Origin of the sequence: Micromonospora globbae, from assembly GCF_036184225.1 — a bacterium.
GTDB classification, from domain to species: Bacteria; Actinomycetota; Actinomycetes; order Mycobacteriales; family Micromonosporaceae; genus Micromonospora; species Micromonospora globbae.
In genome coordinates, this window is the sequence record NZ_CP108084.1 from 2321822 (window position 1) to 2346428 (window position 24607).

The 24607-nt window shown below is 73.7% G+C and carries 22 protein-coding genes; 4 read left to right on the plus strand and 18 right to left on the minus strand.

Annotation, left to right across the window (positions count from 1 at the left end; genetic code table 11):
* Nucleotides 1-83 precede the first annotated feature (83 nt).
* The 6 genes from OG994_RS10320 to OG994_RS10345 form a co-directional block, all read right to left on the minus strand.
* The gene (locus OG994_RS10320) at nt 84-935 is read right to left on the minus strand and encodes a sugar phosphate isomerase/epimerase family protein (RefSeq protein WP_328852993.1); all 852 of its coding nucleotides are present in this window, start codon (nt 933-935) and stop codon (nt 84-86) included.
* Nucleotides 932-2107 (minus strand): substrate-binding domain-containing protein, encoded by a 1176-nt coding sequence (locus OG994_RS10325; protein WP_328852994.1) that lies wholly within the window; start codon nt 2105-2107, stop codon nt 932-934. Before OG994_RS10325 ends, OG994_RS10320 begins: the two co-directional genes overlap by 4 nt.
* Nucleotides 2108-2139: 32 nt before the next feature.
* Nucleotides 2140-3183, minus strand: a complete 1044-nt coding sequence (locus OG994_RS10330) for an ABC transporter permease (protein WP_328852995.1) — start codon at nt 3181-3183, stop codon at nt 2140-2142.
* Nucleotides 3180-4205 (minus strand): ABC transporter permease, encoded by a 1026-nt coding sequence (locus OG994_RS10335; protein WP_328852996.1) that lies wholly within the window; start codon nt 4203-4205, stop codon nt 3180-3182. Before OG994_RS10335 ends, OG994_RS10330 begins: the two co-directional genes overlap by 4 nt.
* Nucleotides 4206-4361: 156 nt before the next feature.
* Nucleotides 4362-5867: a sugar ABC transporter ATP-binding protein gene (locus OG994_RS10340; RefSeq protein WP_328852997.1), complete on the minus strand. Its 1506-nt coding sequence runs from the start codon at nt 5865-5867 to the stop codon at nt 4362-4364.
* Nucleotides 5864-6991 carry a Gfo/Idh/MocA family protein gene (locus OG994_RS10345; protein WP_328852998.1) on the minus strand — a complete coding sequence of 376 codons (1128 nt, stop codon included), beginning with the start codon at nt 6989-6991 and terminating at the stop codon, nt 5864-5866. The genes OG994_RS10340 and OG994_RS10345 overlap by 4 nt, the downstream gene beginning before the upstream one ends.
* A 340-nt stretch (nt 6992-7331) precedes the next feature.
* Between OG994_RS10345 and OG994_RS10350 the strand changes: the two genes are divergently transcribed.
* The gene (locus OG994_RS10350; protein ID WP_328852999.1) at nt 7332-9923 is read left to right on the plus strand and encodes an ATP-binding protein; all 2592 of its coding nucleotides are present in this window, start codon (nt 7332-7334) and stop codon (nt 9921-9923) included.
* Nucleotides 9924-9936: 13 nt separating this feature from the next.
* On the opposite strand, the gene OG994_RS10355 is transcribed toward OG994_RS10350, so the two are convergent.
* The 12 genes from OG994_RS10355 to OG994_RS10410 form a co-directional block, all read right to left on the minus strand.
* Complete coding sequence (locus OG994_RS10355) at nt 9937-11412, minus strand: aminotransferase class V-fold PLP-dependent enzyme (protein WP_328853000.1); 1476 nt, start codon at nt 11410-11412, stop codon at nt 9937-9939.
* On the minus strand, nt 11409-12722 hold the full coding sequence (locus OG994_RS10360) for an amino acid adenylation domain-containing protein (protein WP_328853001.1): 1314 nt from the start codon (nt 12720-12722) through the stop codon (nt 11409-11411). Before OG994_RS10360 ends, OG994_RS10355 begins: the two co-directional genes overlap by 4 nt.
* Nucleotides 12719-13927, minus strand: coding sequence for a cytochrome P450 (locus tag OG994_RS10365; RefSeq protein WP_328853002.1), 1209 nt, complete (start codon nt 13925-13927; stop codon nt 12719-12721). The genes OG994_RS10360 and OG994_RS10365 overlap by 4 nt, the downstream gene beginning before the upstream one ends.
* Nucleotides 13924-14154 (minus strand): phosphopantetheine-binding protein, encoded by a 231-nt coding sequence (locus tag OG994_RS10370; protein ID WP_120330220.1) that lies wholly within the window; start codon nt 14152-14154, stop codon nt 13924-13926. Before OG994_RS10370 ends, OG994_RS10365 begins: the two co-directional genes overlap by 4 nt.
* Nucleotides 14132-15223, minus strand: a complete 1092-nt coding sequence (locus OG994_RS10375) for a condensation domain-containing protein (protein ID WP_328853003.1) — start codon at nt 15221-15223, stop codon at nt 14132-14134. The genes OG994_RS10370 and OG994_RS10375 overlap by 23 nt, the downstream gene beginning before the upstream one ends.
* The gene (locus tag OG994_RS10380) at nt 15216-16529 is read right to left on the minus strand and encodes an MFS transporter (protein WP_328853004.1); all 1314 of its coding nucleotides are present in this window, start codon (nt 16527-16529) and stop codon (nt 15216-15218) included. Before OG994_RS10380 ends, OG994_RS10375 begins: the two co-directional genes overlap by 8 nt.
* Nucleotides 16526-17704 (minus strand): condensation domain-containing protein, encoded by a 1179-nt coding sequence (locus OG994_RS10385; protein ID WP_328853005.1) that lies wholly within the window; start codon nt 17702-17704, stop codon nt 16526-16528. The genes OG994_RS10380 and OG994_RS10385 overlap by 4 nt, the downstream gene beginning before the upstream one ends.
* Nucleotides 17705-17965: 261 nt before the next feature.
* Entirely contained in the window at nt 17966-19243 is a 1278-nt protein-coding gene (locus tag OG994_RS10390) for an MFS transporter (RefSeq protein WP_328853006.1), read from the minus strand.
* A gap of 137 nt (nt 19244-19380) precedes the next feature.
* Nucleotides 19381-20577 carry an RNA polymerase sigma factor gene (locus OG994_RS10395; RefSeq protein WP_328853007.1) on the minus strand — a complete coding sequence of 399 codons (1197 nt, stop codon included), beginning with the start codon at nt 20575-20577 and terminating at the stop codon, nt 19381-19383.
* Complete coding sequence (locus tag OG994_RS10400) at nt 20574-20915, minus strand: YciI family protein (protein WP_192902217.1); 342 nt, start codon at nt 20913-20915, stop codon at nt 20574-20576. The genes OG994_RS10395 and OG994_RS10400 overlap by 4 nt, the downstream gene beginning before the upstream one ends.
* Nucleotides 20916-20935: 20 nt before the next feature.
* Complete coding sequence (locus OG994_RS10405) at nt 20936-21412, minus strand: VOC family protein (RefSeq protein WP_120330197.1); 477 nt, start codon at nt 21410-21412, stop codon at nt 20936-20938.
* Nucleotides 21413-21560: 148 nt separating this feature from the next.
* Entirely contained in the window at nt 21561-22028 is a 468-nt protein-coding gene (locus OG994_RS10410) for a nuclear transport factor 2 family protein (RefSeq protein WP_328853008.1), read from the minus strand.
* A 144-nt stretch (nt 22029-22172) separates the two neighbouring features.
* Here OG994_RS10410 and OG994_RS10415 point away from each other — a divergent pair, with 144 nt between their 5' ends.
* The 3 genes from OG994_RS10415 to OG994_RS10425 all read left to right on the plus strand — a co-directional run bounded on the left by OG994_RS10415 (nt 22173) and on the right by OG994_RS10425 (nt 24605).
* Nucleotides 22173-22586, plus strand: a complete 414-nt coding sequence (locus OG994_RS10415) for a PadR family transcriptional regulator (protein ID WP_120330195.1) — start codon at nt 22173-22175, stop codon at nt 22584-22586.
* A complete protein-coding gene (locus OG994_RS10420) occupies nt 22583-23482 on the plus strand; it encodes a permease prefix domain 1-containing protein (RefSeq protein WP_328853009.1) in 900 nt (299 codons plus the stop codon). The genes OG994_RS10415 and OG994_RS10420 overlap by 4 nt, the downstream gene beginning before the upstream one ends.
* 148 nt (nt 23483-23630) lie before the next feature.
* Nucleotides 23631-24605, plus strand: a complete 975-nt coding sequence (locus tag OG994_RS10425) for a hypothetical protein (RefSeq protein ID WP_328853010.1) — start codon at nt 23631-23633, stop codon at nt 24603-24605.
* Nucleotides 24606-24607 lie beyond the last annotated feature (2 nt).

Sequence of the window (24607 nt, forward strand, 5' to 3'; positions counted from 1 at the left end):
CCTCCCTGGGACGCGAGGAACTGATGCTGTCGTGACCGTGCGGCGTGCCGGCGCCGTCGGATTCGCGGTGGTGGCGATCGGGTCTAGGGCATCACCGCCCGTAGGAACTTCAGGCCGTCGACGGCGATGGCGTCCTGGCTCTCGGCCAGTGGACGCCAGATGGAGGCGGCGGTGGCGATGGTGGCGTTCTCCGCGGTGAACGACTCGATGCACAGCGGGCCGGTGTAGCCGGCCGCGTCGAGCGCCGCGAGGATCGCCGGCCAGTCCAGGTGGTCGGTGCCGGGGGTGCCCCGGTCGTTGCCGCACACCTGCACGTGGGCCACCCGGCCGGCGGCCGCTCGGACGGCCGCCGGGATGTCGGTCTCCTCGATGTTCTGGTGGTAGAGGTCGAGCGCGACCCCGCAGTGCGGCAGGTCCCCGATCGCCTCGACGGTCTGGCCGACGGTGTTGAGCAGGCTCGTCTCGTACCGGTTGAGCGGCTCGACGGCCACCGTGACGCCGGCCGCGCCCGCGTGCGCGACGACCGGGGCGAGGCTCTCCCGAAGTTGCGCGTACGCGCCCGCCCGCTCACCCGGCGACAGCCGCCAGGTCCGGCCCACCGAGGCGTACGCCGGGCCGGCGATCACCGGCGCGCCGACCGTGGCGGCCGCGTCCACGACGCGGCGCAGGTAGTCCTGGGTGGACCGGATCGTGGCCGCGTCGGCCGCCACGAGTTCGCGGCCGGGCGGCATCACGAGGCACACGGTGGCGCCGAGGCCGTGGTCGGCGAGCACCCGGGCGGCCCGCGCCGGATCCCAGTCGCCGGGGTTCTCCACCGGGAGTTCGAGCACGTCGAACCCCCACCCGGCGACCTTGGCCGCCAGCGCGGCCAGGGTCGCGTCGGTCAGCGGCGAGGTCCACACCCAGGTGTTGACCCCCAGGCGGTGGGCAGTCACTTCCACGGCCCCGGGTAGCCCGGCATGTCCTCGCAGCCGCACATCGCGTAGTGCAGGGGCGGCATGTCCTCCTTGACGTACTCCCGGACGTTCTCGCCGGTGATCCGCGGCTGCGGCAGCACCCACTCCTTCGGCACCTGCTCGCCCTTGAGGATCTTCACGGCCGCGATGACGGGGGTGCGCCACTGGTAGGTGGGGTACGTCGGGGCGACGGCCGTCAGGCCCTCGTCGACCCACAGCCGCAGGAAGTCCTGCTGGTCCTCGCCCACGAAGGCCGGCACGTCGACGCCCGCGTCCTGGAACGCCTCGACGGCGGCGACGGCGGTCGCGCCGGCGTCCATCCAGACACCGTCGATCGTGCCCTCGCGCTGGATGTAGTCGGACACGATGCTCTTCGTCTTGGCCGCGTCCCCGTCGGTGAACTCCACACCGACCACGTCAAGTTCGCTGCCGGAGAAGATCTCGTTGGCGGCGGCCCACCGCTGCTCCAGCACGTCCACGCCGGGCAGGATGCGCAGCGCGAGGACCTTGCCGCCGGGCTTGACGTTCTCCTTCAGGAACTCCGCGCCGTTCGCGCCGAACGCGAAGCCGCCGATGGGGTGGATGAACGTGACCGGGCAGGTGGTGTTGACGCCCCGGTCGAACACGATCACCGGCACGCCGGTCGCGCACGCCTGCTCGACGGCCGGTGTGAGGGTGGCCGTGGTGTTCGGCGAGATGATGATCGCCGAGCAGTCGCGGCCGCTCAGCGACTGGATGTCGCTGATCTGCTTGTCGTCCTTGGCCTCCGCGTCCAACACGACGAAGTCGCTGATCTCCGGGTGCAGCTTCACCTCCTGCTGCATGGTCTTGAAGCCCACCTGCCGCCACGGGTTGTCCACCGCGGCGTTGGAGAAGCAGAGCCGGTACTTCCCGCCCGGCTTGGCGTACTTCGCGGTGTCGACCATCTGAGGCTCGAGCATCTGCTCCCACGGCTTGCCGTCCGGACCCTGCGGCGTGGCGTCGCGGAACGCGAGCTGGCGGTCGTACTCGGCCTGGTCGAAGAACTCGGACCTGCGGGGGTCGGAACTGGGTGACCCGGAGCCCGAGGGCGTCTCCTCGGGCAGGTCGCTGGAACAGCCGGCGAGGGCGAGCACGCCCGCCACGGCCACCAGGGCCCATCTCTTGGTCATTGTCGTGATCTCCTTTGCCAGCCGTGGGGACATCAGGAGGGAGCGGGTTGGGTGCTGTTCCGCTTCGGCCGCCACCGCAGCCGCTGCCGCAGGCCCCCGCCGAGGGCGGCGTAGGCGACGGCGGCGATGATGATGACGCCCTGCACGGCCGATTCGAGGGCGCCGCTCACGCCGAGCAGGTTCAGCAGGGTGAACAGCGCCTCCAGGGACAGCGCGCCGGCCGCGGCCGCGACCACCGAGCCCCGACCGCCGCCGAGGAGCACGCCGCCCAGCACGACCGCGGTGATCGCCCGAAACTCCAGACCGTTGCCGACCTGGGCCGAGACGCCGGCGAACCCGCCGAGCAGGATCGCGGCCACCGCGGCGAGCAGGCCGGACAGGACGAACGCGAGCAGCCGCAGCCGGTCGACCTGGCCGCCGGACAGCCGTACGGCGGCCTCGTTGTCACCGACCGCCACCAGCGCGCGGCCGGTGCCGCCGCGCATGAACAGCGCCGCGGCGACCAGGATCGCCAGCAGGATGAGCACCGACCACGGGACCTCGCCGAGCAGCGGGACGTCCACGCTGCCGCGCCCGAACGTGCGGAACCCGGCGGACAGCGCCCCGCGCGGCGCGCCGTCGGTCCACAGGAAGACCGCGCCGTCGAGCACGAGCATCATGCCGAGCGTCACGATGAACGACGGCACCAGGAGCTTCGTCGTGACCAGCCCGTTGACGAGGCCCACCAGCAGGCCGAAGCCGAGCACGAGCAGGACCACCCCCGTCGTGGCGGACTCGTCGCCGTCGATGAGTCGCGCCGCGATGACCACCCCGGCGGTCACCAGCGCACCGACCGACAGGTCGAACCCGCCGGAGACGATCACGAAGTACTGCCCGATGGCGAGGATCATCAGCGGCGCGGCCCGCTTGAGCAGCGCCAGGTAGCCGGACGGCTCGTCGTAGGCGGGACCGGTGACGGCGAGGCCGACGAGCAGCAGGAGCAGGACGACCAGCACCGGCGCGGTGCCCTCGGCCAGCCGGGGACGCCAGGACGCGCCACCCTCGCGGCGCGCGGCCACGCCAGCCTCCCGTGTCATGCCAGCCTCCCCCGCGCGCGACGGGCCGTCATCCGCCGGGCGTACAGCGCGACGGCGGTCACCAGGACGACGCCGCGCACCACGTCCTTGAAGAACGGGTCGACCGCGAGGTCGTCGAAGATCGTGTCCAGGGTGGCGAGGATGAGGACGCCGCCGATGGTGCCCACGACGCCGCCCCGACCACCGGCGAGCAGCGTGCCGCCGAGCACGACGGCGGCGATCGACTCCAGGTCGTAGCCGGCGTCGGTGCCGACGTACGGGGCGCCCGAGCCGAGCCGGCTCGCGAGGTAGATGCCGGTGAGGCCGGCGGCGACCGAGCACAGCACGTGGGCGGTGACGACCACCCGCCGGGTCGGCACCCCGGACAGCCGGGCCACCTCGATGTCGCCGCCCACCGCGTACATGTGGTAGCCGGGGCGGGTGCGCGACAGGTACCACCAGGCCACGGCCGCGACGGCCAGCATGAGCAGCGCCGCCACCGGCACCGGGCCGATCCGGTCGTAACCGAGGTGCTGGAAGCCGCGCGGCACGTCGCCGGCCGGGCCGGTGTAGTTGTCCTCCAGGTAGCCGCGCAGGATCAACGCCACGCCGAGCGTCGCGATGAACGCGTTGGCCTTCAGGACCGTGATGACCAGCCCGTTGACCAGACCGACGCCGGCGGCCACCGCGAGCGCCAGCAGCACACCGGGCACCACCATGCCGTCGCGCCCGGCCATCGTCTCCGCCGCGATCAGCGAGGTGAGGCCGATCAGGTACGCCACCGACAGGTCAAGGGAGCCGGTGAGGATCACCATCGTCTGCCCGACCGCGACGAGGCCGAGCGCGGTGGCCCGGGTGAGGATGTTGAGGATGCCGGCCTGGTCGAGCAGGACCTCGCCCCGCAGCCCGACGAGCACGCTGCCCACGACGAGCAGCGCCACCAGCGCGAGGTAGACGATGGCGACCGGCGTGAGCCGCGGACGCGGCGCGGCCCGGCCGGTCCTCGGCCGCACCGGGGAGACGTTCTCCTGCACGACGCTCATGCCACCGCCTCCCTCCGGTCGGCGCCGCCACGAGACTCCACCGCGCAGTGCCTGACGATTCGCTCGCCCCGCTCGCTCATGCCGCCGCCTCCCTCCGGTCGGCGCCGTCACGAGACTTCACCGCGCAGTGCCTGACGATTCGCTCGCTGCGCTCGCTCATGCCACCGCCTCCGCGAGACCGTGCCCGGTGGCCAGGGCCATCACGGCCCCCTCGCTCGCACCGGCCGGCAGCTCACCGGCCAGCGCACCGTCGTGCATGACGAGGATCCGGTCGCTCATCCCGATCAGCTCGGGAAGCTCGGAGGAGATCATCAGCACCGCCACACCGCGTCTCGCGAGGTCGCGCAGCAACTCGTGCACGGCCCGCTTCGCGCCCACGTCGATGCCGCGCGTCGGCTCGTCGACGACCAGCACCTTCGGTGCGACGGCCAGCCACTTGGCGAGGACGACCTTCTGCTGGTTGCCGCCCGACAGGAACCGCACCTCCTGGTGCTCGCCCCGGGCCACCACCGCGACCATGTCGAGCAGCGCCGGCAGGTCCGACCGCGCGCGGGCACGCGCGCCGCGCAGCGCGGCTCGGCGTACCAGCAGGGTGTTGTCGCGCACGGACTGGCGCAGGGCCAGCCCGTCGCCCTTGCGGTCCTCGGTGACCAGCGCGATCCCCAGGCGTACGGCGGTGCGGGGCCGCGTCACCCGCCGCGGCGTGCCGTCCACCTCCAGCACCCCACGGGTGAACGGCTCGACGCCGAACACCGCGCGGGCCACCGCCGAGCGGCCGGAGCCCTGCAGGCCCGCCAACCCGACGATCTCCCCGGCGCGCACCTCGAAGGTCAGGTCCCGGACGCGCTCGTTGCCGGCACCGCGCAGCGCGAGACGCACCGGCCCGAGGTCGCCGGGGCGGGCCCGGTCCGGGTAGTACTCGCCCAGGTCGCGGCCCACCATGTGGCGGACGAGGTCCTCGGAGGTCAGCTCCCGGGTCGGCGCGCAGGTGACGAAGCGGCCGTCCTTGAGGACGGTGATCCGGTCGGAGAGGTCGAACACCTCGCGCATCCGGTGCGAGACGTACAGGATGGCGATGCCCCGCTCGCGCAACCGGCGTACGAGGTCGTAGAGCAGCTCCACCTCGTGGTCGGCGAGCGCCGCCGTCGGCTCGTCCATGCCCAGCACCCGGGCGTCGGTCGACAGCGCCTTGACGATCTCGACGACCTGCCGCTGGGCGACCGACAGCGAGGCCACGACGTCGGTCGGCGCGATCCCGTCCTCGCCGAGCCAGTCCAGCAGCGCGCGGGTGTCGGCCACCATGCGCCGTCGGTCGACCTGCATCCGGCGTACGGGCTCGCGGCCGAGGTAGACGTTCTCGGCGACGGTGCGGTGCGGCAGGAGCGTGAACTCCTGGTGGATGATCGCGATGCCGGCCCGCTGCGCGTCGGTGGGACCGGCGAAGGAGACCTCGGTGCCGTCGACCTCGATGGTGCCGCCGTCGGGGCGGTGCACCCCGGCCAGCACCTTGAGCAACGTGGACTTGCCGGCGCCGTTCTCGCCCATCACCGCGTGCACCTCGCCGCCGCGCAGGTCCAGGTCGACCCCGTGCAGCACGGGCACGCCGAGGAACGACTTGGTGATCCCCCGCAGGCGTACGCGGGTCGCCGGGCCGGGTGTCATCCCGGCACCTCCGTCCACGCGCCGTCGGTGGCGGCGGAGGCCAGGACGGTCTCGGTGATCCGGACCGCGCGCAGCCCGTCGGCGAACGTCGGCAGGCCGTCGGGCACGTCCGCGCCGCGCACGGCGCGGTAGGTGTCCGCGACGAACGCGTCGAAGCAGTCCTGGTAGCCCTGCGCGTGCCCGGCGGGTAGCCGGACGTAGCGCGCGGCGGAGGGGTGCAGCGTGGCGGGGTCACGCAGCAACGTCTGGCCGCCCTCGCGCCGGCCGACCCACAGCCGCTCCGGGTCCTCCTGGTCGAAGCCGAAGCTCGCGTCGGTGCCGGACAGCTCCAGGTGCAGCCGGTTCTTGCGGCCCGCGGCGACCTGTGACACCACCAGGGTGCCGACCATGCCGGCGGCGGTGGTGAAGTGCACGGCGGCGAGGTCCTCGGTGGCCCGGCCGTCGCCGCGGATCCGCTCGTGCACGACCGCGGTGCGGGCGGACAGGCGGGCGATCCGGTCGCCGGTCACGAACTCGAACAGGTCGCACCAGTGGGAGCCGATGTCGGCGAACGCCCGGGACGGGCCGCCGAGCGCGGCGTCGACCCGCCAGTCGTCGTCGGACGGTCGGGACAGCCAGTCCTGGAGGTACCCGCCGGTCACGCTGGCGAGCACGCCGGCCTCCCCGGCGGCCAGCCGGGCCCGCAGTTCCCGGACCATCGGGTGGAAGCGGTAGACGAACGGCACGGTGGCCACCCGCCCACCGGCGGCCTCGACCAGCGTCCGCGCGTCGGCGCTGTTCGTCGCGAGTGGCTTCTCGCAGACGACGTGCACGCCGGCGGCGAGCGCCGCGGCGGCGGTCGGGACGTGCGAGGCGTTGGGCGTGCACACGTGCAGCACGTCGATCTCGGCGTCGCCGAGCAGGGTCGTGAGGTCGGGGTAGCCCTCCTCGGCGCCGACCGCGCGGGCCGCGGCGGCGGCACCCTCCGGTCGGGACGCCACGGCGGCCACGACGCTCGCTCCCGCGCGCCGCGCCGCCTCCGCGTGCACCTGCCCCATGAACCCCGCGCCCACGACCGCGACACGCAGGGTCCGCTGCTCGGAATCCGGTTCGCTGGGCGCCGCTGTCACGTCGGCCATAGACATGCGTCGACGGTAGCGACAACTTATGCCCGGGTCAACGAAAAGTCATGCCGTCTTCGCCGATAGTTAGATAGGCGGCGGCGAAAGTCGTCGTGATCGTCGACAGAACCTCCCGTTTCGTCTCGGACATCCCCGATGCCGGGCCACCAGACCGGACCGGCGAGCCCGAACGGTCCACTGTGGTGGGCCGTCGTGACGGGCCATCCGGCCAACGCGTCCACGTCCGTCCACTGTGGAATAGGTGTGTCCATCCCTGGAGTCGGGCGGGTACCGTTTGACGCACCCCGGACGACCGCCCGGCACACTCCGGCGTCGGGCGCCTACAGCTGACGTGAGGGCACGCATGACGGCCGCCGACTTCGGCGTCGACCCGAGCACCGCCACCAACCCGGAGCAGTACGTCACGCTGCTGCGTCGCGTCCGCGACCAGTCCGGCCTCGCCTACCGCGAGATCGCCCGACGCGCGCAGCGCAACGGGGACGTGCTGCCGGCGAGCACCCTGGCGACGATGCTGGGCCGGCCGACGCTACCCCGTCGCGAGCTGGTGTCGGCCCTGCTGCGCGCCTGCCAGGTGGCGGACGACCGCGTGTCGGCGTGGCTGGCGGCGTGGGGCCGGCTGGCCGCCGCACGGGCGACGGCGCCCCCGGCGGCCCCGGACGGACGTCCACCGCGCCGGCCCGGACGCCCACCGGCCGGTCCCGCCGCCCGCGCCCCCGCTCCGATCGGTTCCACCGCTCGGAGCGACGGCGTCGGGCGACCCACGGACGGCGCCACCGCCCTGCGTCTGATCCCCGCGAGCGGGACCGGTCCGAGGATCGGACGGGCCGACGGGTCCGGCGCAGGGCCGGACCGGACCGGACCGCGCGTGTCACCGTGGCCGACCGCCGCCGAGGTACGGCCGGTGGAGAACCGGCCAGGAGCACCCGTGCCGTACCAGCTGCCCCCGGCGCCGCCGCTGATGCTCGGCCGCTCGGCGGAGATCGACCGGCTGCTCGCGTCGACAGCGGCCGACGCGGCCGTGTGCCTGGTCGAAGGGGCCGGCGGCGTCGGCAAGTCCGCGCTCGCCCTGCACGTCGCGCACCGGATCGTCGGGCGGTACGACGGCGGCTGCCTCTACACGGACCTGCGCGGGGCCACCGCCGGCATCGCGCCGGCCGAGCCCGCGGACGTGCTGGGCCGGTTCCTGCGGGCGCTGGGCGCGCCCACCGTTCCGGCCTCGCTCGACGAGGCGTCGGCCCTGCTGCGCACGTGGACGGCCGAACGCGGGGTGCTCGTGGTACTCGACAACGCCGCGTCCGCCGCACAGATCCGGCCGCTCCTTCCCAGCGGTCCCGGGTGCACCACGATCATCACGAGCCGGTGGATGCTCCCCGACCTGGACACCACGGCCCGGATCCGCCTCGATCCGTTGCCCGACGACGCGGCGCTCGCCCTGCTCACCGGGCTCACGGGCCCCGAACGGGTGCGGGCGGAGCCCGCCGCGGCCGCCACCGTGGTGCGCCGGTGCGGCGGACTGCCGCTGGCACTACGGATCGTCGGCGCCCGCGCCGGGGCCCGGCCGGACGCCTCGCTCGCCAGCCTCGCCACGCGTCTGGACGACGAGGGCCTCCGGCTGGACACGCTGGAGGTCGGTGACCTGTCGGTGCGGGCGAGCCTGCACCTGGGCTACCAGGCGTTCGAGGGCGCGCCGCAGAGCGACCGCCGAGAGGCTGCCCGGCTGTTCCGGCTCGCCGCGCTGCCGAGCTGGACGCACCTCACGCCGCACGGGTGCGCGGCACTGGCCGATCTGCCGGTCGACGCGGCGGAGCGGTCGCTGGACGCGTTGGCCGACGCCCACCTCGTCGAGTCCGCCGGTGGCGACCGCTACCGGTTCCACGACATCGTCCGGCTCTACGCCCGGGAACGTGCGCAGGCGGTGGACGACCCGTCCCACCGGGAGCAGGCCCTCGGCCGGCTGACCGCGTGGCTGCTCGCGACCACCATCCGTGCCGCCCGGCTGCTCTACCCGCAGGACCGGTTCGGCATCGACGAGCCAACCGGTCCGGTACGCCCCGACCCGCCCCTGCACACCGTCGCCGACGCGTGGGACTGGTTCGACCGGGAGCACACCAACCTGCTGCTGATAGCCCGCCAGCAGACGGCGGCCGGGCGGACCCTCACCGAGGTCGGTGACCTGGCCCTCGTCGCGGCCAAGTTCCTCGACTACGCCGGATACATCGCCGAGCAACAGCAGTTCGGTCACCTCGCCGTCACGGCGGCGAACCGGCGCGGCGACCGCGCCGGCGAGGCGTCCGGGCTCAACATCGTCGCGGTCGCGCTGCTCCGGCAGGGCCGCATCGACGACGCGATCCCGCTGCTGGAACGTTCCCTGGCCGTCCAGCGCGAGCTCGGTGACCGGGGCCGGGAGGCCGCGATCCTGAACAACCTCGGCAACGCGCTACGCGACCGCGGCGACCTGACCGGCGCCCTGCACCGCCTGCGGGCCGCGCTGGAGATCCGGCGGCAACTCGGGCAACGGCACAAGGAGGCCATGGTCCTCGACAACCTGGCCCTGGTGCACCAGCGCCTCGGCGACCACTCCCGGGCCATCGCCTGTCACGAGGCGGGCCTCGCCCTGACCGACAGCGGCACCGACCCCTTGCGGGAGGCCCAGGCGCTGGTCAACTTCGCCGAGACGCTCCAGGCCGCCGGCGACCACCGCGCGGCGATCGCGCGCGCGGGCGAGTCGCTGGAGATCTGCCGACGCTACGAGCACCAGCGGGGCATCGGCCTGGCGCTCCAGGTGCTGGGCAACGCCCACGCCGGCCTCGGCCACGCCGCCCTGGCGCACCAGCACTGGCGGGACGCCCTGGACCGGCTCGACGGCCTGGACCCGCCGGCGTGCGCCCAGCTGCGCGCCGCCCTGGCCGGGGCCACCACCACCGGCTCCGGCTGAGAGCGGCCCGTTCTCAGCAGCGGATCCGCGGCGCCAGCCGGGCGTCGGTGGGGGCGTCCCGGTCCAGGTAGGTCGACTCGGCGAAGGCCAGGAAACGTTCCGCGTCGGCCACGGTCGAGACCAGGCCGAAGGAGACGCGTACCGCGCCGCCGGTGGGCAGCCGCAACGTGGCGAGGTGCTGGTCGATCGTCTCGGCGTGCGTGAGGATCGCGCGTCGCAGCAGGTCCTGGTTGATCCCGAAGGCCGCCTCGGCGGCGCCCGGGTTGCAGAAGCATCCGGTACGCAGGGCGAAGCCGGCCGCCGACGATTCGCGCGCGACGAGCCGCTCGTCGACGAGTGACCCGTCCGGGTGGCGGAAGTTGAACGCCACGGTGCCGCCGCGAGCGTCGCCCGTCGACGGCCCGTACACCTGCACCAGCGGCCGGCCGTTGCGGTGCCGCAACGCGGTCAGCCGCTCCAGCAGCCAGGCGGTGAGCAGACCGACCCGGGCGTGGACGAGGTCGACGCCGATCGAGTCGAGCCAGCCCAACCCGAACTCCACGTCGGGGATGCTGAGGAAGTTGAGGGTGCCGTCCTCGAACCCCGACTCGTCCCCCATCGGCTGGTGCCAGTCGCCCTGGACGCTGACCGCCCGGATGGTGCCACCCGCGAACCACGGTCGACGTAGCCGGGCCAGCGCGTCGCGGCGGGCGAGCAGCGCCCCCACCCCCGTGGGGTAGCCGAAGAGCTTGTACCAGCTCAGGCAGACGAAGTCCGGCCGCACGACGCTGAGGTCCAGCCGGTTGGTCGGGGCGAACGCGGCCGCGTCGAGGAGCACGTCGTATCCGTGCCGCTGGGCCAGGTCCACCCACGCCAGCGGATGCTGGACACCGGTGAAGTTGCTCTGCGCCGGGTACGCGAAGAGCCCTGACCTGCCGGTGCGGCGCCACCGTCGAGGGCCGACCAGCCGGCCGGCGGTCAGCGCGGCGATCACGTCGGGTTCGCTCACCCGCAGGTCGGGGCCGCTCAGCGGCACGTAACGCACCGGCGCGCCGGCCGTACGGGCGTACTCCCGGATCCCGTTGACGGAGTTGTGGTTGTCCCACGTCAGCACGAGGGGGCGACCGCGGCCGAAGTCGTACGCCTCGCCGACCAGGCGGCAGGCGCCGCTGGCGTTGGGTGTGAAGATGACCGCGTACTCGGCCGGGTCGGCGCGGAAGAAGCCGAGCACCGCCCGCCGGGCCGACTCGACGAGGGAACCGGCCGCCTCGGAGGTGGGGTTCTCGGAGTGCGGATTGCTGTACAGGCCCGAGAGCAGCCGGTCGTGGTGGGCCGCGACCTGTGCCCGTGCCACCACCCCGGCTCCCGTGTAGTCGAGGTAGACGCCGCCGTCGCGGTCGAGGTGCCGGTACTCGGTGGCGCGCAGCGCGTCGATCCGGGCGGTGTCCGCGACGCTCGCCGCGACACGCACGCCGGCCGGTGCGGTGGACGGCTGGTCGTCGGCGGTCACGGGGAGAGCTGCCGATCCGGTTCGGGGCGGGCGGCGCGGCCCAGGGCGCTCCGGTCGAGTTTGCCGTTGGGCAGGGTGGGCAGCCGGGGCACCCGCACGAACACGGTGGGTACGGCCACGGCGGGCAGCCGGTCGAGCAGGTGCGCCCGCAGGCTCTTCTGGTCCACCGGTTCGGCGCTGACGACGAACGCCACGCCCTGCCAGGGGACGGCGACGCCGGCCAGAAGCACCGCCGGGTGGGACATCAGGGCGTGCTCGATCTCGGCCGGTTCGATGCGCATGCCGCCGACCTTGAGCTGCTCGTCGACCCGTCCGTGGTACCGGAGCAGGCCGTCGGCGCCCATGCTGACCCGGTCGCCGGTGCGGTACACCGGCCCGCCGGACACCACACCGGGCGAGGAGATGCACAGTTCGCCGTCCTCGATCGAGATCGTGGTGCCGGGGATCGGCCGGCCGATGGGTACCGGGTCCTCCCCCGGCACGCACCGGTGCACGGTGCTCCAGACGGTGCACTCGGTCGGTCCGTACTCGTTGTGGAGCGCGGCGTGCGGCATCCGCTCGTGGTGCAGGTCGACCAGGGCGGGTGGGCAGGTCTCACCGGCCACGATCACGGTGGTCAGGCTGCGGACGGGCGAACGGAGCAGCAGCCGGTACAGCGAGGGCACCATCAGCGTGTGGGTGGGCCGGTGCACGGCTCCCGCCCGGACCAGCGCCCGCACGTCGAACGGCCGGTCGCTGGGGATGACCAGCGTGCCCCCGGTGCACAGGGTCCAGTAGACGCCCGCCACGGAACTGTCGAACGAGATCGACGAGCACAGCAGGAAACGCTCGGGTGGGCGACCGTAGTACTCCAGCCGGGCGCCGGTCGAGTAGCTCAGCGCCGCCCGCGACACGGTCACCGCCTTCGGCACGCCGGTCGATCCGCTGGTGAACATCGTGTACGCGAACGGCCCGTCCCGCCACGGCGAATGGGCCGGAGCCAGCGATGCCAGCAGCCCTTCGGTGAGTGTGACCCGGGCGCCGCTGCGGGCGACCATCAGGTCCCGGCGAGCGGCCGGGAAGGCCGCGTCGACGGGGACGTACCGTGCTCCCGCCCGCAGGACGCCGAGCATGGCCACGACGGCCCAGCGCGACAGCCGGGTGTGCACGACCACCGCCTCGCCGGCGCCCACCCCGAGCTGGTCGAGGTGCGCGGCGACCGCACCGCTCAGGCCGTCCAGGTCGGCGTACGTCAGGGCCTGCTCGGGATCCACCACCGCCGGCGCCTCCCCGCGGGAGCGCAGCTGGGCGGCCAGCGCGTCGGGGATCAACGCCGCCTGCCCACGACCGGCATCCGCCGGATCCCCGCCAGCCAGGTCGACCGGACGCGCTCCACCTCGCCGGCCGGCTCGAAGGACGCGAAGGTGGCGAACAGCTCCTCGAAGAAGATGCGCAGCGTCAGCCGGGCGACGGGTGCTCCCAGGCAGTAGTGGCGCCCGTCGCCGAACGCCAGGTGCCGGTTCGGGTGGCGGTCGGGGTCCATCGTGTCGGCGTCGGGGAACACGGCCTCGTCGCGGTTCGCCGACCCGAGCCACACCACGACGGCGTCACCCGCCGGGATGCGTACGCCGCCGACGGTGGTGTCCCGCTTCGTGAGTCGCATGAAGTGTCCGGCCGGCGTGGCGAACCGCAGCGCCTCCTCGACCGCCCGGTCGATCCGGTCGGGTCGCCGGGCCCACTCCTCGTAGCGCCCGGTGCGGATGAGCTCGGCCAGCGCCGCGCGGGGCACGTGCGGGATGGCGGCGCCGCCGCCGAGGAGCAGGCTGTAGCAGTTGGCCACGACGGCGCCGGGCCGCAGCGGCATGGACGCCAGCAGGTCCACGAGGTCCCCGCGCGGGCGCCGCCGGTGGTCGAGCACCAGGTGGAGCAGGTACGCGAACAGCTCGCGGTGCCCGCGCTCGAGGGTCGCGGTCGGGCCGTCGGGCAGCATGGCCTCCGGGTCGTGCTCGGCCACCGACATGGCCACCCACCGGGCCAGGTCGGGCCAGTCCGCGGCGGGGATGCCCATGAGCGGCCCCAGGAAGGCCAGCGGCAGGCCGGAGGTGAGGTCGGCGAAGTCCAGGGGCCCGTCGGCGGGGTGCAGCATCCCCCGTACGAAGGACCGGATGGCCGGCGCGTGGCGTACCACCGCGCGCGTGGTCATCTGTCGTTGCAACGGCCCGCGGATGAGCCCGTGCCGCGGCGGGTCGCTGGACGCGAACTGCTGGTCTCGCGCCGGTTCCGGTCGGCCGAGCATGTTGAGCATCACCCCGCCGGTGGAGCTGAACGTCTCGTGGTCGGTGAGGACGGCTCGGACGTCGGCGTAGCGGGTGACGGCCCAGAAGCCCGACCGCCCCTCGACCGGCTGCCAGCCCACCGGATCCCACCGGCGCAGCGCCCGCAACGCGGCGTGCGGGTCTCCCACCTCGTGGAGGACGGGGTCGGCGAGGTGGGCCCTGCCCGGGGGGCGGGTGTGGCCACAGGGCGCGATCCTCATGAGGCCAGCACCTCGTCGACCAGCTCGGCGATCGTGGGCTTGAGGAACAGCACCGCGGCGTCGACCTCGACGCCGAGGCGATCGTAGAGGTCCATGAGCAGGTCGGCGGCGAGCAGCGAGTCGCCGCCGAGGGCGAAGAAGTTGTCCTCGACGCCGATCGGTGTGACGTTCAGCTTCTCGCTCCACAGCCGGGTCAACATCGACTCAAGCTCGGGCCGGGTCGGCATCGATCTCCTCCCATCGCTCGACGAAGCGCCGCATCAGGGCGCGCATCTCGGGTTCCCCGTACGACCGGCGGTAGCGCAGGCAGGCCGTGTAGGCGCCACCCGCGCCCGGCTCGAGCCAGAACGCCAGCCCGTTGACGGGCAGCAGCGGCCCGCCCAGCCCGAGCCCGGGAGGGATCGTCAGCGGTTCGATCCCGGCACCGTCCGGCACCTGGATGACCTCGAACTGGGCCAGGCTCGGTCCGCCGGCGGCGAACAACGCGTCGGCCTGCGGCACCGCGTCCAGCAGCAGCGGGAACGGGATCTCGTTCGCGTACGCCTCGGCGAACGCGCGGTGGACCGAGCCCACGGTCGGCGTGCCGAGCCGCACCGGCAGCACGTTCATGTACAGCCCCACGGTGTCCCACTCGGACCTGCGGCGGCCGTGGGTGAGCACCGGAACGACGGTCTCGCCGTGGCACAGCGGGCCGAGCGCCCGCGCGAACGCGGTGAGCAGGATGACGAACGGCGTGCTGCGCGCGACCCGTGAAACCGCCGCCGCGTGCTCCTGCGTGATGCCGCTCGGTTGCCGGATCTCCGCCGTGCCGGCGCGGTCGTCCGTACCCGCGACGAGGGCCGGGACGTCGGTGAGCATCGCGTTCCAGAACGGCGCGGAACGGGCCACCCGCCGGGCCGGGTACGGGGCCGTGCCGTCGTGGTACGAGGGCGCCGGCCCGCTGCCGGGCTTCAGCACCTCGCGGACCAGCAGCCGCATCGACCACGGGTCCGAGACGGTGTGGTGAGCCACGAGCAGCAGCTCGGCGCCGGCCAGGTACGCCCACAGCAGGCAGGGTGCGTCGGGCGGGTACCGCCCCGCGGCCGCCGCCGCCCACACGTCGTCGACCGTCCGCAGTGGGACCGGTCCCTCCCCCAGTACGGGGTGCCGGGCGACGATCGCGTCGAGGGACCGCCGCAGCGCGGCGGGGTCGGGCTCCGCCGGCAGCCGGACCCCGCCCAGGGCGACGAACCGGTCGGCGTCCGCCGGCCCGCCCACCCAGGACAGGATGCGCTGCCCGAACGGCTGGTCATCCACGTCGTCCTCCTCCCGTGGCCTCTCCGGCCATGTCGACGGGCACCCGCTCGCGCGCCGCCGGTGACGGCGCCGCGTCCGACGCGGCGTCCGGCACGTCGCGGCGTCGCCGCAGCGGTGAGAAGTAGAGCCACAGGCCGGACGCCCACACCCCGACGGCGGCGATCCACAACGTCGGCCGCACACCGAGCCAGCTGCCCAGCAGACCGCCGGCGAGGGCGCCCACCGGCATCACCCCGAAGATCACCCACCGGATCGAGGCGGTCATCCGTCCCAGCAGCTCCGGCGGGCACACTCCCTGCCGGTAGCTGATCGCCGCCGCGTTGTAGATGGCGAACAGGGCTCCCAGCCCGGCCATGCCCACCGTGTAGGCGACCGGGCCCCAGCCGGGCCGCGCGGCCGGCACGAGCAGCACCGTCCAGCCGAGTCCCAGCGGAGCGATCCAGATGATCCGCGCGCTGCCCACCAGTCGCGCCAGCCGCGCGGACAGCAGGCCACCGCCGATCCCGCCGAGCGTGGTGAGTGCCAACACGACGCCGACGGTGTGCTCGTCCAGCCGCAGGTCCCGCACGAGGTAGAGGACAGCCAGAGCGAAGATCATCTGGCTGAACAGGTTGAGCGACGCCGACGCCGCCACCAGCCTGGGCATGATCGGATGGCGGAACACGAACGACAGCCCGGCGGCCAGCTCCCGGCGGAAGTCCCGCGGCCCCGCCGCCGCCGGTGGGTCCTCCGCACGCCGGATGAACAGCAGGGACGCCGCGTTGACCAGGTAGGCGAGGGCGTCGACGCCCACCGTGCGCGCCACACCCAGCGCCGACGCCAGGGCGCCGCCCACGCTGTATCCGGCGATCCGGGAGACCGCGTACGTGGTCGCCAGCTTGCCGTTGGCCTCGAGCAGTTGCCCGCCCGGCACGACCGCCGGCAGGAAGCTCTGGTGAGCGGTCTCGTACAGCACGGTGCACACGCTGGACAGCAACGCCACGATCCAGAGGTGCGCCATCGTGACCCAGCCGGCCCAGGCGCCGACGGCGACGGTTGCCACCAGCCCGGCGCGGACGAGGTGGCAGACCACCATGACGCGGCGTTTGCGCATCCGGTCCACCCACACACCGGCGGGCAGGGACAGGAACAGGTAGGCGACCATCCGGGTGGCGCTGAGGATGCCCACCTCGACGGCGGTGGCGTCCAGGACGGTGACCGCGAGCAGCGGGATGGCCAGCAGCGAGACGGCGTCGCCGACCTCGCTGAGCGTCCGGCCGGACCACAGCACCATGAAGTCGCGGTTGCGCCAGAGGCTGGTGGTCACTGCGCGTCCTTGACGGTGCGCAGCAGGAGGTCGGCCATGGTGGTCAGGAAGCGTTCCACCTCGGCCCGCCCGTACCCGTCGCGCATCACCCGCAGGGTGAGCTGCACGGTCGGGTGGGCCCTGGCGATCAGATAGAAGCTGGCCCCGCTGTAGGAGCGCGGCGGAAGCCACTCGATGCGGCCGGGCAGGACCTCGGTGGACGCGGGATCGGCGTCGGCCGGCGGCGGGATGAACGTGACGTAGCTCCCGTGGTCGAAGTCGTGCGGCCCCACGGCGAACGGGTCGTACACACCGTGCCGCATGGCGCGTACCGCCGCCACGTTGACCTCGCGGGCCACCGGGCCCAGCGGCCCGTCGGGATCGACGGGGACCAGCATGGGCACCCACTGGGTCATCGACGACACCAGGCGTCGTACGGCCGGGTCGAGCCGGTTCGCGGCCAACTGCCACAGCAGCTGATCCGCCACCCCCGTGGTGGCGGCCAGCGCCTGCGCGTAGACCGCGAGCAGCAGATTGGGCAGGGTCACCCGCAGGTGCTGGGCCGCGCGGCGGGCCGCGCCGTACGGGACGCCCGTGTCGACGAGAGCCCGCACCAGAGGGCCGCGGGACACCGGTGCCCGTGGGGCGGCCGCGACGGTGTGGCGGCGGTACTCGGCGGCCGCGGTCAACCTCTCCCGGAACGCGTCGCCGCGCTGCCGTTCGGCCACCTCCCGCGGCGCCGGGGCGTCGGGGAGGGGTTCGTCGCGCAGCAGCGCGTGGAAGTCGGACTCCAGGACCCGTAGCGCGGCGCCGTCGGCGACGATGTGGTGGATCACCAGATGGACCCGCGGTGGCCCGTCGTCCGGCGTACGGACCCAGGCGCGCCACGCCGGCTCGGCGGTCAGGTCGAACGGCTCCCGCACGGACGCCGCACCGAACCGCACGGGCGGGTCGCGCAGGACCGCCTGGCGTACCTCGCCGGACTCGTGGGCCGGGCGGTAGACGGTGCGCAGCGACTCGTGCCGCACCGCCAGCGCGGTGAGGGCATGCCGGATCCGCTCCTCGGTGACGGGGGCCGCGACCGGCCACACGACGTCCTGGTTGGACTCCCACAGCTGCTCAGGCGGGCGCACCGCGAGGGCCTTCCACATGGAGAGCTGGCCCATGGTGAGCGGGTAGGTGCCCTCGATCGGCATGGATCCTCCAGCCTCGGGGGTGGGTGGTCACCTCGCGGTGGCCACCCACCGTGGTTCAGTGCTCTCAGCCGGCGCAGTCGTCCTTACGCATCGCCGCACCTCCTCTCGTCAGCGCCGTCGACTCCCTCCGGTTCGCACGGATCCGGAGGCACATCGCCGAGGTGATGGCGGGGTCAGGTCCAGCTGACGCCGCGCTTGCCGACGCTGCGCATGGCATTCCTCCCCTCCCGACGGGGCGGCCCCGTGGCCCGCCCGGTGACCTCAGCGTCGGCCGCCGCCGACCTTGGCGGTAGGGCCATCGGCGATCGAAGGCGTTCGAAGTCGTTCGACGCCGTCGGTCACCACGGCGGCGCGTCGCGGCCAGAGGGGCGCGAGAGCGAGGACCACGAGGGCGCCCGACAGTCCGCTGAATCCGATGACCGTGGTGGGCGTCCACCGGTCGGCGGCCAGGCCCGCGGTGACCATCGCCAGGCCCTGGAACCCGCTCAGGCCGGTGATGGCCACGCCGAACGCGCGTCCCCGCAACTGCGCGGGCACGGCCCGGCCGAACAACGCGTTCAACGGGACGGCGAAGGCGCTCGCGGCACCGGCCAGCAGCAACAGCGTCAGCACCAGCCACAGCGGTGGAACGAGCCAGACCGCCGCCAGCACCCCGGCGGACAGGACGGCCAGCGGCAGGATCAGCCGCGGCCGGACCGCCGGCGGACAGAACCGGGTCAGGGCCACCCCACCGAGGGCCATCCCCGTCGGCGCGGCGGCCAGCAGCAGTCCGACGGTGCCGGCCCCGCCGCCGTACTGGCGGGCCAGCGGCGCCATGAGGCCCTCCGCCGCGTAGGTGAACGAGCTGGCCGTCCACAGGACGAGGACGTAGGCGCGTAGCCGGGGGTCGGTGCGGATGATCCGGAGGCCCGCGGCGCGGTCCGGACGTGCCGGGCCCGCGGCCGGGCGGGGGGCGGGGCGGCGGCGGACCCCGACCATGATCAGTAGTGCGGAGACCAGGAACGTGCCGGCGTCCACCAGCAGCGCGCCGCGCAACGACAGCAACGCCACCAGGCTCCCCCCGACGGCGAAGCCCACCACCTGCACCACCTGGGCACAGATGTTGTCCACGCCGTTCGCGACCGGGTAGCGGTCACCGTCGAGCACCTCGGGCATCAGCGCCGCCCGCGCGGCGACGAACGGAGGCCGCAGCAGGTTGACGAGGAACAGCAGGACCACGAGGGCGGGCGCGGCGACGTCCGGCAGCGCCGCCAGGGGGATGAGCGCCGCGCGGGCGAGGTCGCACACGACCAGGACCCGTCGTCGCGGAAACCGGTCGGCCAGGCCGGACAGCAACGGGCCAGCCGTCAGCCAGGCGAGGTAGGAGCTGGCGTACGCGGCCGCCGACAGCGCCGCCGAGCCGGTGCCGGTGTACACGACGTACGCCACGGTGACGGCCGTGATCTGGTCGCCCGCCAGCGACAGCAGGTACGCCCCGAACAGGTAGCGGTACTCGCGCACCGCGAACACCTCTGCGTACGTCGCGGCACGCTCGGTCACGCCGACCCCCGTCCTGCCGTCCACCGCTGCCAGTGCGGTGGTCGGCACAGACCGTATCGGCGCCGGACCGATTTGGAACGGGACCGGGCGTTCGGGGTCGTTCGAATCCGTTCGGCGCGCGATCGGGCGCGGAGCCTTCAGGTCCAGTCGAGGCGTTGCCGCAGGAGGGACCGTTCGGCGGGGTTGGCGGTCAGCGCGAGCGCCCGCTCGTCGGCGGCCCGGGCCCCGGTGGCGTCGCCCAGGTCGCGCAGGAGTTCGGCGCGGGTGGCGTGCAGGAGGTGGTAGCCGGCGAGGTCGTCGCGGAGCGCGTCGACCTCGGCGAGGGCGGCGGCCGGACCGGCGACGTAGCGCAGGGCGACGGCCCGGTGCAGCCGGGTGACCGGGGACGGCGCCAGGTGGAGCAGCATGTCGTAGAGCACGAGGATCTGCGGCCAGTCGGTGTCCTCCCACCGGGGCGCCTCGGCGTGGCAGGCCACGATCGCGGCCTGTAGCTGGTACGGGCCGGGCCGCTTCTGGGCGGCCGCGCGGGCGAGGAGCCGGCCCGCCGCGGCGATGGCGTCGTGGTCCCAGCGGGACCGGTCCTGCCGGGGCAGCGGCACGATGTCGTCCCGGTCGTCGAAGCGGGCGGCGGCGCGGGCCCGGTGCAGCCGGATCAGCGCGAGCAGGCCGGCCACCTCGGGTTCGGTGGGCATGAGGGTGTGCAGCAGCGTGGCGAGGAACTCGGCCTCCTCGGCGAGGTCGCGGGCGTGGGCCTGCTGGTCGCCGGTGGACAGGTAGCCCTCGTTGAACAGCAGGTAGATCACCGCGAGCACCTCGGCGACCCGGTCGCCGAGCTCGTCGGCGGAGGGGATCCGGTAGGGGATGCCCGCGTCGCTGATCTTCCGCTTGGCGCGGGTGATGCGCTGCCCGACGGTGCTCTCCGAGACGAGGAACGCGCGGGCGATCTGGGCGGTGGTCAGGCCGCACACCACCCGGAGCGTGAGGGCGATCTGTGCGGAGCGGGGCAGGGCCGGGTGGCAGCAGGTGAAGACGAGGCGGAGCCGGTCGTCGGGTCGGGGCTCGACCGGCCACGGGAGCAGGGCCAGCTTCTGGCGGTGACGGTTGTCGCGGCGGAGCTGGTCGAGGCCGCGGCGGCGGGCCACCGTGTACAGCCAGGCGTCGGGTCGGTCGGGGATGCCCTCGACCGGCCAGTGGGTCAGCGCGGCCTCGACCGCGTCGGCCACGAGGTCCTCGGCCGCGGCGAAGTCGCCGACGAGGTGGACGAGGGACGCGGCGAGCCGGCCCGCGTGGTCGCGGACCACGCGGGCCAGTTCGGCGTACGTCGGTCGGCTCATGCGGCGATGGGCCGGATCTCCACCACGGGGCAGGCGGGCCAGGACCGGGCGATCCGCAGGGCCTCGTCGAGGTCGGCGACGTCGATCTCGGCGAATCCGCTGACGATCTCCTTGCCCTCGACGAACGGTCCGTCGGAGATCAGCGGCTCGCCCCGGTCGAGCCGCAGCGTGGTGGCGGTGTCCGGCGGCATGAGGTGGGTGTGGTGGGTGATCTTGTCGTGGTGGTCGGCGAACCACTGGCGTACGCGGGCGTAGGCGCGTTCCTGCTCCGGCTCGTCCATGGCCGCCAGGTCGGCGGCGAACTGCTCGGTCTCGACGAACATCAGCACGTACTTCACCGGGTCTCCGTTCGTGGTGCTCAGGCGGACAGGGCGGCCATCCGGCGCGCCGCCTCGTCGGGGTCGACGTCCTCGACGTGCGTGGCGACGGTCCAGGCGTGGCCGAACGGGTCGACGACGAACGCGTCGCGGTCGCCGTAGAACTGGTTCTCCGGGGCCCGCCGGAGCGTGGCGCCGAGCGCGACGGCCCGCTCCACCACGGTATCGACGTCGGTGACGTAGACGAACTGGAACACGGGGGTGCCGGGCAGCCCGCCGGCCGGCGGCGCGCTCGTGCCCCGCTGCGGGTCGGCGTCCTCGACGATGAGCACGGCGTCGCCGATCTCGATCTCGGCGTGGGCGATGGTGCCGTCCGGGCCGGCCATCCGCATCCGTTCCCGGGCGCCGAACACGTCGGCGTAGAACGCGAGGGCCCTGGCCGCGCCGTCGACGACCAGGCACGGTGTGACCCGCCGGTAGGTGTCGGGGATCGGGTGGGGGCTCGATGGTGCCGTCATGGGTGTCCTCCTGGGTTCTCGTTGCCCTTCACCCAGGTAGACGACCGGCGGGCGGCCGGATCCGACATCCTGCCGGACGATTTTTCTCCGTCCGTTGCCGTGGGCGGCGACGCTCACCGGCCGGTGGCGCGCGCCGGCACGGTCGGCGTCACCGCAGCGCGATGTCGTGGCCCGCGCCGCGCTCGTTCTCCGGGCGCGGCCCGAAGTAGCGGCGCTCGCTCTCGTCGATCGCCACGTCGTTGATGCTGGCCTCGCGACGACGCATGAGGCCGCGTTCGTCGAACTCCCACAGTTCGTTGCCGTAGCTGCGGAACCACCGGCCGTCGGCGTCGTGCCACTCGTACTGGAAGCGCACCGCGATCCGGTTCTCCCGGAAGGCCCACAGGCTCTTGCGCAGCACGTAGTCGAGTTCGCGTTCCCACTTGGCGGTGAGGAACTCGACGATCCGTTCCCGGCCGTTGAAGAACCGGTGGCGGTCGCGCCAGACGGAGTCCTCCGTGTAGGCGAGGCTCACCTTGTGCGGGTCGCGCGTGTTCCAGGCGTCCTCCGCGGCCTGCACCTTGGCGATCGCGCTGTCGAGGTCGAACGGTGGGAACGGCGGGCGGGCGTCGCTCATCGTGCGGCCCCTTTCGTCTCGCGATCTGCTCCTGCGCCACGGGCGCCGAGGCATTCCCTGCTCGGGGCGGCCGAAACGGGGCGAGCGACGAGGGCGGCGAAGCGGTATGGCTGCGCTAGTACTTGATCTGATACAGTACTGAACATGTTTGAGCGAAGCGGAAGCGACACCGCCCTCCTCGGCGACGCCTTCGCCTCCGACCTGCTGCGCGGCCACACCGACACGATCGTGCTGGGGATCCTGCGCCGCGGCGACAGCTACGGCTTCGAGATCTTCAAGACGATCCGCGACGCCACCGGCGGGGCGTACGAGATCAAGGAGGCGACCCTCTACGCGAGCTACCGGCGGCTCGTCAAGGACGGGCTCGTCGAGGCGTACTGGGGCGACGAGACCAGGGGCGGGCGGCGGAAGTACTACCGCATCACCGATGCCGGTCACGCCGTCTACCGCCGCAACCTGGCCGCGTGGGTCGTCACCCGCGACCTCATCGACTCCCTGCTCGACCTCGGCGACCGCCCCACCTCCGGAGACCGATCACTGGAAAGGCATCCGTCATGACCGCCACCGACGACACCACACGCGGTTCCGCCATGGAGATCCACCGCCTCCTCGACGAGGCCTTCGCCGGCGTCGAGATGACGGCCGACCTCCAGGACCTGAAGGAGGAGATGCGCGCCAACCTGGTGGCCCGGGCGGCCGAGTTCGAACGCGAGGGCCTGTCCCCCGTCGCGGCCGCGCAGCGTGCGATGCCCGAGGCGGGCGACATCCGGTCCCTGATCGACGAGGTGGAGACCGCCACCGACGCCGCCACGCCGGCCTGGGCGCGATACCGGGTACGGCCGAAGCCCGGATTCCTGGTACGCACGGTCGTCCTCGCGGCGGTCGCGGCGGCCGCGCTCACCGCTGTCGTGCTGGCCACCGTGGACGTCGCGGTGCCCGGGCCGGCGCAACTCGTCGCGGTCGTCGCCGTCGCGCTGGCCGCCGGCCTCGTGGTGGCCGACGCGCTGCGGCAGGAGACCACCACCAACTACCCGATGCCGGCCGGCCGCGCCGCCGGATACGGCGCGGCCACGACCGTCGCGCTGCTCGGCGCGGGCGGCGCGTGGCGCTACGCGCTCGACCGCGAGCTGCCCTGGCTCATCGGTGGCGCCCTCGCCGTCGTGGCCTCGATCGTGGTGTTCACGGTCCTCGGCGCCACGCAGACCAACCGCCACAAGCCCTGGGTGCTCCGGTTCGCGGCCTCCCACCAGGACGTCGGCGACCGGTTCACGGAGGACCCGTCGGCCGCGGCCCGGTTCGGCCTCTACACGGTGACGCTGTGGCTGGTCGCGATCGCGGCGTTCGCCGTGCTGGGCCTCACCGTCGGCTGGGCGTGGTCCCCGCTCGCCCTCGTGGCCGGCTTCGCGGCGATGCTGCTCGTGCTCGCACGGATGCTGTTCGCGCCCCGGCACTGACCCGACGACGCCCGCGCGCCGGACACCCGGGCGTCACGCCACCCGAACCGTCCTCCTCCCACGGTAGGAGGACGGTTCGTACCGGGGGCCGGCGGTCCGGGACGGCGGGCGGGCGATCCGGCGCCGCGGTTCGGCGACCGTCGAGGGCATGACGTACTCACCCGTATCGCTGCGACAGGCCTTCCGCTGGCACCCACCTCTCATGGCCGTGGCCGCCACGATGGCGGCGCTCGGCGTCGTGTCCCTGGTCGGGTTGGTCGTCGACGACCGGATCCTGGTCGGCGCGCCGATCTGGCTCAAACCCTTCAAGTTCGCCGTCTCGTTCCTCGTCTACGTGGTGACGCTGGCCTGGATGATCCCGCTCATGACGCGCGGCCGGCGCGTCGCCTGGTGGGCCGGCACCCTGGTCGCCGTGACCGGCTTCTTCGAGGTGGGACTGATCGCCCTGCAGGCCGCCCGGGGCCAGCAGAGCCACTTCAACGTCGCGACCCCGTTGGACGCCACGATCTTCGGGATGATGGCCGCCCTCGTCGCCGGGATCTACGCCGGGACGCTGGTGCTCGCCGTCCTGCTGATGCTGCAGCGGATACCCGACCGGGCGATCGCCTGGACGCTGCGGCTGGGCCTGCTCATCGCGGTGGTCGGGATGGGCCTGGGCTACCTCATGGTCCTGCCGACCCCCGAGCAGCGGGCCGCCGACGCCGTCACGCTCGTGGGCGCCCACAGCGTCGGCGTGCCCGACGGCGGGCCGGGGATGCCGCTCACCGGGTGGAGCACCACCGGCGGGGACCTGCGCATCCCGCACTTCGTGGGCATGCACGCCCTGCAGGCGTTGCCGCTGCTGGCCATCGCGCTCGGCGTGCTGGCCGGACGGTTCCCCCGGCTGCGCGACGTCCGGGTCCGGCTGCGGCTCGTCGTCACGGCCGCGGTCGCGTACGCCGGTCTGCTCGCGGTCGTCACCTGGCAGGCCCTGCGCGGTCAGCCGCTGGTCCACCCCGACGGCGCGACGCTCGCCGCGGCCGGTGTGGTCTCCGCCGTCACGGCCGTCGGTGTCCTGCTCGCGCTGCGCCGGACGGCGCCGGCGCCGTCCGGTCAGGACGAACCCCCGCGGGTGTACGCGTGAGC

Coding starts and splice junctions, on each gene's coding strand:
- OG994_RS10330 (WP_328852995.1), bottom strand. CDS start 3,183: ATGACACGGGAGGCTGGCGTGGCCGCGCGCCGCGAGGGTGGCGCGTCC.
- OG994_RS10425 (WP_328853010.1), top strand. CDS start 23,631: ATGACGTACTCACCCGTATCGCTGCGACAGGCCTTCCGCTGGCACCCA.
- OG994_RS10420 (WP_328853009.1), top strand. CDS start 22,583: ATGACCGCCACCGACGACACCACACGCGGTTCCGCCATGGAGATCCAC.
- OG994_RS10340 (WP_328852997.1), bottom strand. CDS start 5,867: ATGACACCCGGCCCGGCGACCCGCGTACGCCTGCGGGGGATCACCAAG.
- OG994_RS10345 (WP_328852998.1), bottom strand. CDS start 6,991: ATGTCTATGGCCGACGTGACAGCGGCGCCCAGCGAACCGGATTCCGAG.
- OG994_RS10325 (WP_328852994.1), bottom strand. CDS start 2,107: ATGACCAAGAGATGGGCCCTGGTGGCCGTGGCGGGCGTGCTCGCCCTC.
- OG994_RS10395 (WP_328853007.1), bottom strand. CDS start 20,577: ATGAGCCGACCGACGTACGCCGAACTGGCCCGCGTGGTCCGCGACCAC.
- OG994_RS10335 (WP_328852996.1), bottom strand. CDS start 4,205: ATGAGCGTCGTGCAGGAGAACGTCTCCCCGGTGCGGCCGAGGACCGGC.
- OG994_RS10405 (WP_120330197.1), bottom strand. CDS start 21,412: ATGACGGCACCATCGAGCCCCCACCCGATCCCCGACACCTACCGGCGG.
- OG994_RS10350 (WP_328852999.1), top strand. CDS start 7,332: ATGACGGCCGCCGACTTCGGCGTCGACCCGAGCACCGCCACCAACCCG.
- OG994_RS10385 (WP_328853005.1), bottom strand. CDS start 17,704: ATGCCGATCGAGGGCACCTACCCGCTCACCATGGGCCAGCTCTCCATG.
- OG994_RS10370 (WP_120330220.1), bottom strand. CDS start 14,154: ATGCCGACCCGGCCCGAGCTTGAGTCGATGTTGACCCGGCTGTGGAGC.
- OG994_RS10415 (WP_120330195.1), top strand. CDS start 22,173: ATGTTTGAGCGAAGCGGAAGCGACACCGCCCTCCTCGGCGACGCCTTC.
- OG994_RS10365 (WP_328853002.1), bottom strand. CDS start 13,927: ATGAGGATCGCGCCCTGTGGCCACACCCGCCCCCCGGGCAGGGCCCAC.
- OG994_RS10410 (WP_328853008.1), bottom strand. CDS start 22,028: ATGAGCGACGCCCGCCCGCCGTTCCCACCGTTCGACCTCGACAGCGCG.